Source organism: Pantoea sp. B9002 (assembly GCF_013385945.1).
In the GTDB taxonomy this organism is placed as follows: Bacteria; Pseudomonadota; Gammaproteobacteria; order Enterobacterales; family Enterobacteriaceae; genus Pantoea.
In genome coordinates this window covers 176,221-191,502 of sequence record NZ_JACAPA010000011.1, presented here as the reverse complement: position 1 = coordinate 191,502, position 15,282 = coordinate 176,221, and the positions used below count along the sequence as shown (strand labels likewise).

Below are 15,282 nucleotides of genomic sequence, written 5' to 3'. Positions count from 1 at the left end.
TTCGCTTCGTAGAAAATAGCATCACAGCATGGGCATGCCAAACTTTGGACTCGCTCTGTTGCTTTAGCTCAAGCGAATGCAGTGAAATTGCTCACCAACCGCCTTATTAATGATTCACATCTCTCTTAGCTACAATTTTCCCAGTAGTATTATCCATCCGGTATTGCGAGATAGTACCGTCAAGAATGTATTTAATCACAGTGAGCACTGTCGCTAAAGGTGCATGGAACCATTCTCGTGGATGATAAACGTGCCCATCTAAGCTCCGCAGTGTGAGATTGAGACGTTGCTTCCCTAAAAAACCATGAATAAGCGCTTCAAGTTTTTGGGTGTTGATATTGAAGCATTGTGTGGTCATGACAATCCGCACCGGTGCTTCAAGAAAGGTTTTATCCTTTTCCGCGTGCTTGATGCGCTCTTCGACCGTTCCTTCGGTAAAGCCAATTTTATACAAATCAGATTTATAACGTTGAAGAGCAGGTTGATTGCTATGCGTGGCAAGTACATAGACAAATCCCGTCGGAACTGGTGTCTCATCAGGTCGGATCGCATGTCCATTCAGCACAACTTTACGGCCTTCCGTATCACGAACAAGACCATGTGTAAGTGAGAGGAAAAGCATATTCAACTCAGTCCCGTTTTCGAATACCAGATGCAAACGGGCATTCCAGGGACCATATTCCTCTAACCGCTCACCAACTTTATCTACATACCCCATAACTCCATTGAGAACAAAAAAATCACCTTCATAAATTTTTAACTCATGGCGGAAGCGTACAAATGAAAATGCTCCCGTTTTCAGGCCATTTTGGACTGTATCAAACAGTGGAGCGAAGCGATGGAAATCTGGGCAAGGTTGCCGTTTTGCAATCTCATCCGGCTGTGTTTTCTTTTCATTAGGAACATGTTTTAAAGTGAAAATATCGGGTGCAGAAAATGAGAGCAACCCATCATCGTCATCTGCAAAGATATCTTCCAGTGAGGTGACCAGCTCAGATTTATCAATCACAACCGGGGGAACTGGTAATGATTCTGATGGTTCAAGGATATTCCCGGTGTTTTCACCCGAAAGCAAGCCGTGGATATCAAACGGCTGCAACACCTCATGGCATTGTTTGTTATCCCTGAGAGCTCTCAGACGTTGAGCAAGTAACGTTTCTTTAAATTCCTCCGAATCGGTTAGAGGAGGATGGCCGTGAACCACATAAAAGGCATTAATCTCTTCTAATCGACTGACAGACAGGTTAGCGGTAGGTGAATACATTTTCAGTGGTTCAACTACTAGCAAGCCCAGATCATCAGCTTCAGAAAAAATATCGTCAATGGTCGTCTTTTGACGAGGTTGAACAGGAGAAAGCCTGAGCATAAGTTACAGCTCCTGTCGCACAGCGCGCTGTTGTTTCATTTTTCGGATATAGGCCAATGCTTCAGCATAACGAACCTCTATCGCATCACTGGCATTCAGTGATGGCTCCCGCTGATGTTCATTGGCAAAGGCTTTAATTCTGGGCCAAAGCATCACTGCCTCTTCCTCAGATACCTGTGCCTGATTCGCTCTGACAGCTTCCTGAATGGTTTTTAGCATTGTCGCGGTGACTGATTTTGACAAAATCTCGTAGGCACCATGGAAAGGATTCACCGCATCAATCAAGTCAATATTCAGATTCTCAATGTTGATGAATTTATTGCCTATTTTTAAAAACTGATGGTTAACATTTAATGAGTCATTTGAATTGCCGGTTCGCTGACCTGGACTGTTATCGATAATCGCATCCGGCGGTAAATCAGCTTCATCAATAAGACCACCGCATTGACCCACAAAAAGACTCTGCAAAATACCACTGCGCACTTGTTCCAGTTCGTATTCAGTCAGGTCAGGGTGAAGCGTTTGTATCACAGATGGTAACACTACCTGAGTGATCACCTCAGGCGGTGTTGACTCGGTAATAGCCTCTTTAACAACCTGCTCGTTCGCCATTAGCGCTGCAAGGATCTCGTTTTTTCCGCCGTTAAGGATTGTCAGCACCTTGTCTGATACCGGTAATGCATGATCATCAACCAGAACTGTATTGGCAGGTAACGGCTCACCAGTCCATTGAGATCGTGGCTTAAATTGAATATTTGGAGCCATGATTTGCTCCATCAGCAACGAGGTGGTGATGGCTTTAAGCATGTTGTTTACCGATACTTTAACATCATCATCTTGAGCATCAGGCTGAGCAATAAGGTTGGTAAACTGTGCGTGAGTTTTACCTTCACAGTCTCGTGTAGCACGCCCAATAATTTGCACAATCTCTGTCATCGAGCTGCGATAACCAATGGTTAGCACATGTTCACAGAAAGGCCAGTCAAACCCCTCTTTCGCCATACCTAACGCAATAATGATATCCATATCGTCAGCAGAGTGGATATTACGCAGATACGCCTGTACTTTCGGTCTTTCCGCCGGGTTATCATCAACCAGATTCGCTACGCGCAACAATTTGCCATCGCTTTTGCGTTTCACTCGATATATACCGGTATCTGGCTCTTGCTGTTGCACCTCACCCAGCGCATCCAAGATGGCATCAACCTCGGCATGTTTATCTTTTGTGGATTCGCCGGAATTAACATTGGGAATATGGATGATAGTTTTCTTGCTAGCATCCAGAACTGAAGGTAGTGCCTTGATGTACGGACCCTGATAAAAATGGTAGCCAATGCCTAAAGATTTTAAATACTGGTATCCATTGAGCTGTTCGTAGTAGGTATAGGTCACTTTCGTGAACTGTGCTTCATCTTCGGGTTGCAGGATAGGTACGGTATCACCTCGGAAGTAAGAACCAGTCATTGCAACAATATGTGCATTAGAACCTTTCATCAGAGCATCAATCAGATTACCCAGACGGTTGTTTTCATCTGCAGAGACATGATGGAACTCATCAATAGCAATCAGGCAGTCATTAAACGATTCAACATTCAGCATATCGAAAGCAAAACGCAGGGTAGCATGAGTACAGACCAGAATGTCGTCAGGACTCGCCATAAATCGTTTAAAGGCTTTAACCTTCCCAGTCTCTCCACCACCAATACACAGATTATTTTCAGGTTTTACTTTCCAGTCAGCAAAGAAACCATACTTCGTGAGCGCTGTATCTTTAAACGAACCACCGATGGACATTTCAGGGACCGCGACAATAGCTTTGCGTAAGCCCTGATTAACAAGCTTATCCAGAGCAAGGAACATTAATGCTCTTGATTTACCCGACGCAGGTGGAGCTTTGATAAGCAGATAAGGGTTGTTCCGTTGTTCAAACGCTCGAGCCTGCATTTCCCGCATACCAAACTCATTTAGACGCGCACTTTGCCCAGTCTGCCCGTAGGTCACCTGTAAAATATTTTCCACAATGCAATCCTCTATATGCTCTGGTTGGCAGAGCGATACCTTATGCTTTAGTCAGTGATTCATAACGCTCTAACAAGCAGCTTAAACGCTCAGTGGCGTCATTGAACAGTTTGTCCCGATAGAGACGATCAACGGCCATATCCAACGCCTGATGAGCCTCAAAAAGATCAGTAGGCATCTTAAGCGGATCATATAACTCCGCCAGCGTGTTTTCAGGATAATTCTCACGCGTCAACAGCACAGTCTTTGCCAGCGCAATAATAGATTTACGCTGCGCATCGTTCGCCTCAGGCCACGGGAAGGTGTTGTAAACCACTTTTGCCGAATAACGATAATCGCTTTTTAAACGTCCTGCGACCTGTCGCATCCAGTCGTTATGCATTAATGAAGTTAGAATGGCAAACTCGTATAGGGTACCGTTGGGAAGAATATAGTTTGCATTAGTTGAAATTACATTGGCATCATAAAAGCCTATAGGAATGTAAGTTCTACGCTCTGATGAGACTCCCGGCATCAGAATGTAATCACCAGTTTTTGGTTGGCTAATCTGCATAAATAGGTGTGGCTTCTCAGCCATTTTGAGGGCTGCTGGGTGCCCTGCTTTGATTCGTAGCGATCGAATTTTTTCAATACGCTTGTGAACTTCGGGCATTTGCTGAATGTCATTTTGTGTGGCATCTAACAACCACAAACACCAACGTTCTTTGCTATTGAGGAATTCATCTGCCCCTAAAACTTTTTTAATCCAACATGAAGCTTTTGGTTCTTTTTCGAGTAAAGCATCACGTTCAGTTCTGTCCAGCAGCAAATGACCACCATCAGTAGGTTTATTGCCAAATAACAAGGTTGGAACACCGTTTACCAGCGGTTTAGTTTGCGCTACCACAGCAATATTACTTCCCTCTACTAGATAGGGGCTAATATTGCTCACATGCTTATTGTGCCATTGGCCACCAATTCTGTGGAAAAGTTGGCGAACCTTACTTCTACCTGATAGACCAACAATAACTACATGTACCGCCGCTTTGTCGCGAGCATTATTTGCCCATGTAAAGGTGGGGTAAGCGATATGAATACTCAGTCCTAGCCCGAATATGGATGGCCAAAGCGTTGCTACCTGCTCGCCCTGGCAGAGAGAGTTGGTAGCTACCAAAGCAAGCTCGGCACGGCTGTTCTGAATATACTGCCCCCCTTTCCAAAACCAACAAGCAACAAAATCCAAATAACCCAAAGATTTGAAACCACTAAACACAGCGTGCATATCAGCACGTTGTTCATCTGAACGCCCAGTTGTTCCTAAAAACGGCGGGTTACCAATCACATAAACTTCATCATCAACATCCTTTGGACATATTGTCTGCCAATCAATTTTCAGGCTGTTCCCGCTCCAAATTTTACCAGATGAACGCAGCGGTAATGCTGGTGGTGCTGAACCAATGTGTTCTTCCCACTGTTTATTTAGCTGATGCTCCGCAAGCCAGAGAGATAAACGTGCTATCTCACAGGCAAAATCATCAATCTCAATGCCGTAGAACTGGTCGAGATGGATACCGCTCATAAAAATGGATTGTGGGTCACACTGCAAAAGAGCCTGGATAACATCCATCTCCAAAAGACGCAGTTCTTTATAGGCAACAATCAAAAAGTTTCCTGAACCGCAGGCAGGATCAAATACCTTCATTTTCCCTAGGCGGAGAAGTAACCGTTTAAGGCCATTCGTATTTGTGCGTTGTTTTTCCAGCTCCGTACGCAGTGGGTCAAGAAATAGTGGCTGTATAACCTTCATTATATTGCTGTATGAAGTGTAATGCTGACCTAAACGGCTACGCTGCTCCACATCAATCACGGCCTGGAACATACTCCCAAAGATATCAGGATTAATCGCACTCCAATCCATTGCACTACATTCAAGTAATATACGCCTGCCTTTCAATCCCAACTCTGGAATAGGCTCATCGCTCGCGAACAAACCACCATTAACATATGGGAATGCAGTTAAATGAATAGGAAGTGACTGTCGTAATCCACTATTCGGTTTACTATTCATAACTGCAAACAGGTCTGTTAGAAACTGATCTAAATCGCTACCATCCTTGGTGGTGTAGTTTTTAACTGCCGAGGTGAATTGACCTTTTTCAAAGATTCCTGTGTCTTCAGCAAAAAAGCAAAACAACAAACGAGTAAGAAAAACATTAAGTGCATGAATATCTTCTGCTTTGCTTAAATCATTACGTGCCTTGATAAGGTCAAATAACTTTCCCATTTTCTCAGCGGCTTTCACATCTGCCGGATTTTCGCTATTGAGAATAGCCTTCTCCAATCCGACCAGAGGTAAGAAAAAACCGTAGTTGCGTGGCAACTCTTCAAACTCAATATCGAGACGTTCCTGTGTCAGTGTATCCCAGGCTAAAAAGCGAACAAAATTTGTCATCAGAACATAGCGGATCTTATTTTTTGCAACAGCCGTGTCGGCAATACGTTTCTCAAAAGCAGATTCGATATCATCGCTATCAGCCACTGGCTGATAGTAGAGCTTATTTTTTAATCCAACGTGTCCTGGCTCTTTCGCAACATTACGTGCCCCATCTTGCCGAATCAGGCTCAGGGTCGCTTTAGGGAACTCAAAGGCGGTTAAAAAGCCGTAGATAAATTCATTTTGCTCAGGAGTTGCTACAAGTTGCTCGAGATGTTCAAAAATCTTCGCCTGATTAACAGCCATTGTTATTCCTTAAAAAACTACAATATCCACAGAGGATGATGCACTCATTCTACTCGAAGAAACTATTATCAAGTAGTTCCAATGCGTTACCTCGGTTGCATCAAAAAATAAAAAACTTTAGCCGCCTGCCTCCACAAGTTGACAGGCTTTAATCGAAGTACTTAAGCCTGCAGCGCAAATTTAAGCATAAGACAGCCAGTTAAGACCTCGAAGACTCCAATTTCCCAAAATCAAATGGACTCCCCCTTCTGCAGATTTGCATCTAAATAGCTGCGCGGAATAGTAAATCACTTTGAGGGAACTCAGTCCGGATTGTGCGATCTGATCAATCGCTAAACATCACAAATCACCAACCGGACTGAGCAATGCCGATCATAGCACCCATTCCCCGCGACGAGCGACGGCTGATGCAGAAAGCTATCCATAAAACGCGCGATAAAAATCATGCACGCAGACTCACCGCCATACTGATGTTGCACCGGGGAGACCGTGTCAGCGATGTCGCCAGAACGCTCTGCTGCGCACGTTCATCCGTCGGACGCTGGATTAACTGGTTTACGTTGTCGGGTGTCGAAGGCCTTCAATCCTTACCCGCAGGACGTTCCCGTCGCTGGCCGTTTGAGCATATATGCGCATTGTTACGTGAGCTGATAAAACACTCTCCCGGCGATTTTGGCTACCAGCGTTCACGCTGGAGTACAGAATTACTGGCAATAAAAATCAATGAGATAACCGGCTGTCAGTTACATGCGGGAACGATTCGCCGCTGGCTGCCGTCAGCCGGGCTTGTATGGCGCAGGGCAGCACCAACCCTGCGTATCCGTGACCCGCATAAAGATGAAAAGATGGCAGCCATTCATAAAGCGCTGGACGAGTGCAGTGCAGAACATCCGGTATTTTATGAAGATGAAGTGGATATCCACCTCAATCCCAAAATCGGCGCAGACTGGCAGTTACGGGGACAACAAAAGCGAGTTGTTACGCCGGGGCAGAATGAAAAATACTACCTGGCCGGGGCTCTGCACAGCGGTACGGGCAAAGTCAGTTACGTTGGTGGCAACAGCAAGAGTTCGGCGCTGTTCATCGGCCTGCTGAATCACCTGAAAGCCAGATACAGACGGGCAAAAACCATCACACTTATCGTGGATAACTACATCATCCACAAGAGCCGTGAAACACAGCGCTGGCTGAAAGGTAACCCGAAGTTCAGAGTGATTTATCAGCCGGTCTACTCGCCGTGGGTGAACCACGTTGAGCGCCTATGGCAGGCGCTTCACGACACGATAACCCGCAACCATCAGTGCCGCTCGATGTGGCAGTTGCTGAGAAAGGTTCACCATTTTATGAAAACCGTCAGTCCATTCCCGGGAGGTAAGCATGGTCTCGCGAAAGTGTAGCGGTATTAGGCGCAGCTATTTAGGTATCATAGTCCATCACACGTACTACTTTTTTGACGGTGTTCGTGATCATCGGTTCCGGCCTGATTACGGTCACCACCCCAGCACAAACCTTCCATTATCTCACCGAAACAAAAAAACAAGTGGCTGCTGAAACCAACAGTGCCAGAACTTTCGCTCTAGCACTGTTGATCTAATTAAGAAAAATCACGTTAACTTAGACTCGGCTACCAAACTTCCCATGAACCACATCCCCACCGAATTCTAAGTTATCCACATAGTCCCCGTACCACTGCAGCATCTCCCTACGCTGCTCCAGATACTGCGCATGGTTGTAAGTGCCACGAATGGTGTTCTTATCCACATGCGCAAGCTGTAACTCGATCCACGCCGTGTTATAGCCCTGTTCATGCAGGATAGTACTCATCGTGTGTCGGAAACCGTGCCCCGTAGCCTTCCCATGATAACCAATCCTTTTCAGTACTTGGTTGATACTCGCTTCACTCATCGGTTTCGTAATGTCGTTACGGCCTGGGAAAACCAGGTTGTAACGGCCCGTCACTGCCTGGATCTCTCGCAGTGCTGCCACAACTTGATCGGATAGAGGGACCAGGTGCGGACGACGCATCTTCATCCTTTCGACCGGAACTTCCCAAACACGTTTATCGAAATCAAACTCTTTCCATTCAGCCTGGCGGAGTTCGACGGTGCGAACTCCGGTCAACATCAGAATACGAGTAGCCAGTCGGGTGATCGGGCTACCAGAATACGCGGCAAGAGCCTGTAAGAAATCAGGGAGTTCATCAGCTAACAGATGGGGATAATGGGTGGATTTAGGTGCAGTTAAAGCACTTGCCAGTTCAGAGGCCGGGTTAGTTTCAGCTCTGCCGGTGACTATGGCATAACGGAATACTTGATTGCAGGCCTGACGGATCTTACGCAGTTTATCGAGCACACCCCGCTTTTCGAGTTTACGCAGTGAGCTGAGCACTTCGAGCGGTTTGATCTCAGCAATGGGACGCTTACCAATATCAGGAAAGATGTCGTTCTCGAATGCTTCCATCAGATCTTCGGCATAGCCTTTCGACCAGTTAGGCCGCTTGTACTCATGCCATTCCAGCGCGATAGCCTTGAAAGTATTTTCGACATTGGCCTTTTGAGCCAATTTTCCTGCTTTCTTTTCCTCTCCAGGGTCACCGCCTAAAGCAATGATTTTCCGTGCTTCCTCTCGCTTCAAACGAGCATCAGCCAGAGAGATATCAGGGTAAACACCGATAGAAAGCTTCTTCTCCTTACCCAAAAAACGATACTTCAAGCGCCAGTATCTCGCGCCGTTAGGCTTCACCAACAGATACAGACCCCCGCCATCAGTGAGCTTGTATTCTTTTTCTTTAGGTTTTGCAGTATCAATCTGTCGTGCATTTAGTGGCATAAAGGGGCCCCTAATTTCCATTGAACGAGATGAGCCCCCTCAAAGGCCCCCAGATACCACTTGATTTGGGTATAACTGAGTTGACCTCGATAGAGTTCGTTACAGAAAAATTCAGTAATTTCAGGGAGTATAAGGGATAAAAAGCGAATTCAGTAGAAGTGTGTTGACTTGAAAATGGTACGCCCTACAGGATTCGAACCTGTGACCTACGGCTTAGAAGGCCGGTGCTCTATCCAACTGAGCTAAGGGCGCATAGTGATTGGGTCGGATTATACGTCCAGCGGCTCGCGCGTCAACGTTTTTGCCTCCCACGAGCAACGGAGTGCTGCCAGATTAACCAAAACCCCTTAATGCCGCTTACGCCATTCGCTTAACGACACCAGATTCCCGCCCTGTTCCGTTTCGCCTTCCAGCTCAATCCCTTGCTGTGTGAAGTGCGCATTGTACTGGTCGCGCAGCGCGTGCAGTTCCTGGCTGTCTGGCTCCAGCTGGCGCAAGAACCCCAACGCCAGCAACAGCTGCTGCCTCGAAATCAACGCTGAAAACCCAGCCCGGCTCAAAATCCCATGCCAGCGCTGAATATTTTCGTCGCTGCCATCGACAATCAGTACCTGCCAAATCAGCAGCACCGCAGCGCCATTGTGCAGATGCGTGTCGTTATCGCCCGCGATGTAGTCGGTAAACTCTTTTGCCGCCTCTTTGCCCATCAGCGACAACATCGATTCGATATGCACCGGCGGCAGTTGCAACCGTTTATTGAGCGCCTGCACCGCATGGCGCGAGCTGGCCGTCAGCAGCTGAAAACCTACCACGAACACCACCGCCAGCGTGGCGAGAATTAACCAAATCATCACGTCATCCATCTCATTCACTGCCGGGCATCATAAGCGCTAACGCGGGCGGGCGCCACGGCGAAAAATCGGGAAAGCGGCGTTGATGGCGAATCTCTACCTGACAGCCGCACGCGCTTCTGACAGAATAGGCGCCATCCCCGATCTAACCCTCTACAGATGGATTTCCTCTCTGATGGCAGCAAAAATTATTGACGGTAAAACGATTGCGCAGCAGGTGCGCCTTGAGGTTGCCGAAAAAGTACAGCAGCGTCTGGCGGCCGGTAAACGTGCGCCCGGTTTGGCAGTTGTGCTGGTGGGTGAAAACCCGGCTTCGCAGATCTATGTCGCCAGCAAACGTCGTGCTTGTGATGAAGTGGGCTTCATCTCCCGCTCATACGATCTGCCCGCTACCACCAGCGAAGCCGAGCTGCTGGAGCTGATTGATAAGCTGAATAACGACAACGAGATCGATGGCATTTTGGTGCAACTGCCGCTGCCAGCCGGCATCGATAACGTCAAAGTGCTGGAGCGCATCGTGCCGGACAAAGATGTGGATGGTTTCCATCCGTACAACGTCGGTCGTCTGTGCCAGCGCGCACCGAAGCTGCGTCCGTGTACGCCGCGCGGCATCGTCACCTTGCTGGAGCGCTACAATATCGATACTTACGGCCTGAACGCCGTGGTGGTTGGCGCATCGAATATCGTTGGCCGTCCAATGAGCATGGAGCTGCTGCTCGCCGGTTGCACCACCACCGTGACGCACCGTTTCACCAAAGATCTTCGTCATCACGTTGAGCACGCCGATCTGCTGGTGGTGGCGGTCGGCAAGCCGGGCTTTATTCCGGGCGACTGGATCAAGCCGGGCGCGGTGGTGATTGATGTGGGTATCAACCGTCTCGACAGCGGCAAAGTGGTGGGTGATGTGGAGTTCGAAGCGGCTGCTGAGCGCGCCTCGTACATCACGCCCGTTCCAGGCGGCGTCGGTCCAATGACGGTTGCTACACTGATCCAAAACACGCTGACGGCGTGTGAAGAATTTCACGACATTGAGGAGGCATAATGGCCAGTTTTTCTCTCGGTAAACATGCCCACGTAGATTTGTGCGACCTGCTGAAACTCGAAGGTTGGGTGCAAAGCGGTGCGCAGGCGAAAGCCGTGATCGCGGAAGGCGAAGTGCGCGTCGATGGCACAGTTGAAACGCGTAAGCGCTGCAAGATTGTTGAAGGCCAGAAGGTTGAGTTTGCAGGTTTTAAGATTACGGTTGTAGCGTAGTCATCCGGAAGGTCGCCATAAATGGCGACCCTACAAGACGCGAGTTTCCCCTTCAATTTGCTCCAGCTCAATGTGATTCACCGCCGTATGCTGCGCAATCAGCGTCGCCAGTTTCGGTGAATGGCTGGTGATCCACAGTTGGCTGAACTGGCTGGCTTCGGCAATCAGGCGCGCCAGTGCCGGCAGCAGATCTTCATGCAAACTGTTCTCCGGTTCATTTAGCGCCATAAACGCCGGCGGACGCGGGCTGAGCAGCGCCACCACTAAGCAGAGAAAGCGCAGCGTGCCATCAGAGAACTCAGCGCTCTCCAGCGGACGCAAAATTCCACGCCGTGACATCAGCATTTGGAAACGCCCATTCTGCACATCCACGTGAAATTCCGTGTCTGGGAAGGCTTCGGCCATCACTTCCAACAGTAATTCCGAATGACCACGTTCAACGATAGTGGCCCAAGCCGCCGCCAGATTGCTGCCATCGTGGCTCAGCACCGGCGCGCGTACGCCAATCTGCGGCACGCGAATCGGCGAACCGGGCCACACAGCAAATTCATGATAGAAACGCCACTGACGCAGCCTTTCGCGCACCTGCGAAAGCTCAGGATAAAGATGCGGTTCGCCCAGTTGCCCAAACAGCGACTCTTCGGGATGCAGCACCGCCGGATAGGTTACGCGCTCGCCTTGCACGTTATGCAAAAAGGCGGTCTGATTTTGCCGCTGCATGATGCAGGAGGAAGGACGCCGCCGTTGGCCGCTCATCCATAAACGCTCCTCTTTCACCAGCGGATCGAGATTGAACATGCTGGTGACGAGCGGCTCAGGAAAACCGATATCGAGCTGATAATCCATATCGTCCATCACTACCGCCAACGCCAGACGTTTGGGATCGTGCCGACGATCGCCGCGCCGCAATCCGCCCGCCCACATCGCTTTCTGGATGCCGCCCTCTTCCGCCAGCGCCAGCGCTAAGCGTCCGCTAGCCGCTTCGTGCAGCAATCGCACCGCTTTATACAGGTTGGATTTGCCGCAGCCGTTCGGGCCGCTCACCACGTTAAGCTGCTGCAACGGCAGCGTCAGGTCGCGTACCGAGCGGAAGCCGTGAATATGAATCTGTTCAATCGCCATAATAAAAAAGGGCGATTTCTCGCCCTCTCCGGTTATTTGCGTCGCCAGCTGGAACCTTGCGGCCCATCCTCAACGATCACGCCCAACTCATTGAGCTTGTCGCGCGCCACATCCGCCTGCGCCCAATCTTTGGCTGCACGCGCATCGGAACGGGCTTTCACCCAATGCTCGATTTCCGCCACTTCATCGTCATTTACCTGCGCACCGCTTTGCAGGAACTGCTCGGGATCCTGCTGCAAAATGCCCAGCACGTTAGCGATTTGGCGCAGTTTGGCGGCCAGCGCATCAGCGGAGGCTTTGTCTTCGGTCTTCAGACGATTCACTTCACGCGCCATGTCGAACAGCACTGAATAGGCTTCCGGCGTGTTGAAGTCGTCATCCATCGCGGTACGGAAACGCGCTTCAAACTCTTCGCCACCCGCCGCTGTGGCGTTGGCATCGGTGTGACGCAGCGCGGTGTACAAGCGCTCCAGCGCCGCACGCGCCTGATTGAGGTTATCTTCGCCGTAGTTGAGTTGGCTGCGATAGTGGCCCGACATCAGGAAGTAACGCACGGTTTCGGCATCGTAGTGCTGCAACACATCGCGCACGGTGAAGAAGTTATCCAGCGATTTCGACATCTTCTCGCGATCAACCATCACCATGCCGGAGTGCATCCAGTAATTCACATACGGACCATCGTGCGCACAGGTGGATTGCGCCACTTCATTTTCATGGTGCGGGAACATCAGATCCGAACCGCCGCCGTGAATGTCGAAATGGGTGCCGAGCTGTTTGCAGTTCATCGCCGAACATTCGATGTGCCAGCCTGGACGGCCGTTGCCCCACGGCGAGTTCCACGCCGGTTCGTCCGCTTTAGACATCTTCCACAGCACGAAGTCCATGGGATTACGCTTCACATCGGCCACTTCTACGCGCGCCCCGGCTTGCAGCTGATCGAGATCCTGACGCGACAGCACGCCGTAAGCTTTGTCGCTCAGCACGTCGAACATCACGTCGCCGTTGTCCGCTACGTACGCGTGCTTACGTTCAATCAGCGTGCCGACCAGCTCGATGATCTCATCGATATGGCGCGTCGCGCGCGGTTCCAGATCCGGCGGCAGAATACCGAGCGCAGCGAAATCGTTGTGCATTTCGGCGATCATGCGGTTGGTCAGCGTTTCGATGCTTTCACCGTTTTGATTGGCACGTTTGATGATTTTGTCATCGATATCAGTGATGTTACGCACATACTTCAGCTGATAGCCCACGTAACGCAGATAGCGCGCCACCACGTCGAATGCCACAAAAGTACGCCCATGGCCGATATGACAGAGGTCGTAAACCGTGATACCACACACGTACATACCGATTTGACCGGCATGGATGGGTTTGAATTCCTCTTTCTGTCGACTCAAGGTGTTATAAATCTTTAGCATTGAACGGTTCCGTTTATTTACGTGTGCGGGAATAGAACTATCAAAAATCTTGCTGTTTATTGCGTCAAGCCAACCAGTTATCACTGTATTCAATGACTGCACATTCCGTAGCGGCGCGATTTATCGCGCAATAAATTGCGCCGCTACGGAATGCGCGCGCTGTGAGAACGGTTTTCATCTCTTAACTGACAAACATCAAGCCGGTTATTGTGCCGTATTTTTCTGACTTGTGCATCGCTCGCTTGCCAACTGCCGTCCGGTTACTGACGCGTTATTGGAAATTGTGATATAAGAAGCGTCTACAAAAATGCCTCGCCGCCTTGCAGGCGCGGCAACTGATACTGACGACAACCTTGACAGGAAGAAAATAATGGTCACTTTCCAGACGAACCATGGCGATATCGTAATTAAAACTTTCGATGACAAAGCGCCGGCTACCGTGAAGAACTTCCTGGAATACTGCGCAGAAGGTTTTTACGATAACACTATCTTCCATCGCGTAATCAACGGTTTCATGATTCAGGGCGGCGGTTTTGAGCCTGGCATGAAGCAGAAAGACACCAAAGCAGACATCCGCAACGAAGCGAACAACGGCCTGAAGAACACCAAAGGCACCCTGGCGATGGCGCGTACTCAGGCTCCACACTCTGCAACTGCCCAGTTCTTCATCAACGTGGCAGACAACGACTTCCTGAACTTCCGTGATGAAAGCCTGCAAGGCTGGGGTTACTGCGTGTTCGCTGAAGTGGTTGAAGGCCTGGACGTGGTTGAGAAAATCAAAGCGGTGAAAACGGGCCGCAGCGGCATGCATCAGGACGTTCCGGTTGAAGATGTTGTCATCCAGAAAGTGACTGTTAGCGAGTAATGTCGCGCACGCTGTTTATCGCAGATCTGCATCTGTGTCATGAAGAACCGGCAATTACTGCCGGTTTTCTGCATTTTTTGCAGGGAGAAGCGCGTTCCTGCGATGCGCTTTACATCCTCGGCGATCTGTTTGAAGCCTGGATCGGCGACGACGATCCTAATCCGCTGCATCAGCAAATCGCTGCGGCGCTCAAAGCCTTGCCGGTACCGAAATTCTTCATCCACGGTAATCGCGACTTCCTGCTCGGCCAGCGTTTTGCCGCTGCTTCAGGCATGACGCTGCTGCCGGAAGAAAAGGTGCTCGATCTCTACGGACATCGCGTGTTGATCATGCACGGCGATACCTTGTGCACCGACGATGAAGGCTATCAGCGATTCCGCGCCAAAGTGCATCAGCGCTGGCTGCAGCGTCTGTTCCTCGCGTTGCCGCTGCGTCTGCGCATGCGCATTGCCGCACGCATGCGCAATGGCAGCAAGCAGGCGAATCAGCACAAGTCGGTCAGCATCATGGACGTCAATCAGTCCGCGGTGGAAGCCGCGATGACGCGCCAGCAGGTGCCGATTCTGGTTCACGGCCACACGCATCGTCCCGCCATTCACGCCTTCCCGCTGCACGGCGAAAACGCCCAGCGCGCGGTGCTGGGTGCCTGGCATGAGAACGGATCGATGATTCAGCTTGATACCAGCGGCGTAAGCCTGATCGAATTCCCCTTCTGAAATCCGGGCATCAATGCCCGTTTTCCGCCTACGCAACCGTTTTCCTTGCTGCCATCTCATGCTATTCTCTGTGCCCTTCTTCGCCTGCCCGCCCGGCCAGGTTCGTTTGCATATTCACAGGAG

General features: G+C 49.8%; 12 protein-coding genes and 1 tRNA gene. 5 read left to right on the top strand and 8 right to left on the bottom strand.

Features of this window, described 5'->3' with window-relative positions:
* Positions 1 to 106 precede the first annotated feature (106 nt).
* From HX773_RS09520 to HX773_RS09510, 3 genes are read right to left on the bottom strand one after another with little or no spacing between them, the layout of a single operon-like run.
* Positions 107 to 1,366, bottom strand: coding sequence for a GIY-YIG nuclease family protein (locus HX773_RS09520; protein WP_137241178.1), 1,260 nt, complete (start codon positions 1,364 to 1,366; stop codon positions 107 to 109).
* A 3-nt stretch (positions 1,367 to 1,369) separates the two neighbouring features.
* Positions 1,370 to 3,385 carry a DEAD/DEAH box helicase gene (locus tag HX773_RS26140; RefSeq protein WP_370463594.1) on the bottom strand — a complete coding sequence of 672 codons (2,016 nt, stop codon included), beginning with the start codon at positions 3,383 to 3,385 and terminating at the stop codon, positions 1,370 to 1,372.
* Positions 3,386 to 3,425: 40 nt separating this feature from the next.
* Positions 3,426 to 6,104 carry a DNA methyltransferase gene (locus tag HX773_RS09510; protein ID WP_176971317.1) on the bottom strand — a complete coding sequence of 893 codons (2,679 nt, stop codon included), beginning with the start codon at positions 6,102 to 6,104 and terminating at the stop codon, positions 3,426 to 3,428.
* A 365-nt stretch (positions 6,105 to 6,469) separates the two neighbouring features.
* Here HX773_RS09510 and HX773_RS09505 point away from each other — a divergent pair, with 365 nt between their 5' ends.
* A complete protein-coding gene (locus tag HX773_RS09505) occupies positions 6,470 to 7,501 on the top strand; it encodes an IS630 family transposase (RefSeq protein WP_176971316.1) in 1,032 nt (343 codons plus the stop codon).
* Positions 7,502 to 7,718: 217 nt separating this feature from the next.
* On the opposite strand, the gene HX773_RS09500 is transcribed toward HX773_RS09505, so the two are convergent.
* The 3 genes from HX773_RS09500 to HX773_RS09490 all read right to left on the bottom strand — a co-directional run bounded on the left by HX773_RS09500 (position 7,719) and on the right by HX773_RS09490 (position 9,784).
* On the bottom strand, positions 7,719 to 8,933 hold the full coding sequence (locus HX773_RS09500) for a tyrosine-type recombinase/integrase (protein WP_137241175.1): 1,215 nt from the start codon (positions 8,931 to 8,933) through the stop codon (positions 7,719 to 7,721).
* A gap of 175 nt (positions 8,934 to 9,108) precedes the next feature.
* Positions 9,109 to 9,185: transfer RNA gene (locus HX773_RS09495), tRNA-Arg, on the bottom strand.
* Positions 9,186 to 9,280: 95 nt separating this feature from the next.
* Positions 9,281 to 9,784 carry a DUF1198 family protein gene (locus HX773_RS09490; protein ID WP_176971315.1) on the bottom strand — a complete coding sequence of 168 codons (504 nt, stop codon included), beginning with the start codon at positions 9,782 to 9,784 and terminating at the stop codon, positions 9,281 to 9,283.
* A gap of 175 nt (positions 9,785 to 9,959) precedes the next feature.
* On the opposite strand from HX773_RS09490, the gene folD reads away from it, so the two are divergent.
* Entirely contained in the window at positions 9,960 to 10,826 is an 867-nt protein-coding gene (gene folD, locus HX773_RS09485) for a bifunctional methylenetetrahydrofolate dehydrogenase/methenyltetrahydrofolate cyclohydrolase FolD (protein ID WP_176971314.1), read from the top strand.
* A complete protein-coding gene (gene ybcJ, locus HX773_RS09480) occupies positions 10,826 to 11,038 on the top strand; it encodes a ribosome-associated protein YbcJ (protein ID WP_176971313.1) in 213 nt (70 codons plus the stop codon). Before folD ends, ybcJ begins: the two co-directional genes overlap by 1 nt.
* A 30-nt stretch (positions 11,039 to 11,068) precedes the next feature.
* Here ybcJ and HX773_RS09475 read toward each other — a convergent pair whose 3' ends face one another.
* Entirely contained in the window at positions 11,069 to 12,160 is a 1,092-nt protein-coding gene (locus tag HX773_RS09475; RefSeq protein WP_176971312.1) for an AAA family ATPase, read from the bottom strand.
* A 32-nt stretch (positions 12,161 to 12,192) separates the two neighbouring features.
* The gene (gene cysS, locus HX773_RS09470) at positions 12,193 to 13,578 is read right to left on the bottom strand and encodes a cysteine--tRNA ligase (protein ID WP_176971311.1); all 1,386 of its coding nucleotides are present in this window, start codon (positions 13,576 to 13,578) and stop codon (positions 12,193 to 12,195) included.
* A 370-nt stretch (positions 13,579 to 13,948) separates the two neighbouring features.
* On the opposite strand from cysS, the gene ppiB reads away from it, so the two are divergent.
* Together ppiB and HX773_RS09460 are read left to right on the top strand one after the other, a co-directional pair.
* Positions 13,949 to 14,443 carry a peptidylprolyl isomerase B gene (ppiB, locus tag HX773_RS09465; RefSeq protein WP_061717425.1) on the top strand — a complete coding sequence of 165 codons (495 nt, stop codon included), beginning with the start codon at positions 13,949 to 13,951 and terminating at the stop codon, positions 14,441 to 14,443.
* Positions 14,443 to 15,159, top strand: coding sequence for a UDP-2,3-diacylglucosamine diphosphatase (locus HX773_RS09460; RefSeq protein ID WP_176971310.1), 717 nt, complete (start codon positions 14,443 to 14,445; stop codon positions 15,157 to 15,159). Before ppiB ends, HX773_RS09460 begins: the two co-directional genes overlap by 1 nt.
* The last annotated feature ends 123 nt before the right edge of the window (positions 15,160 to 15,282 follow it).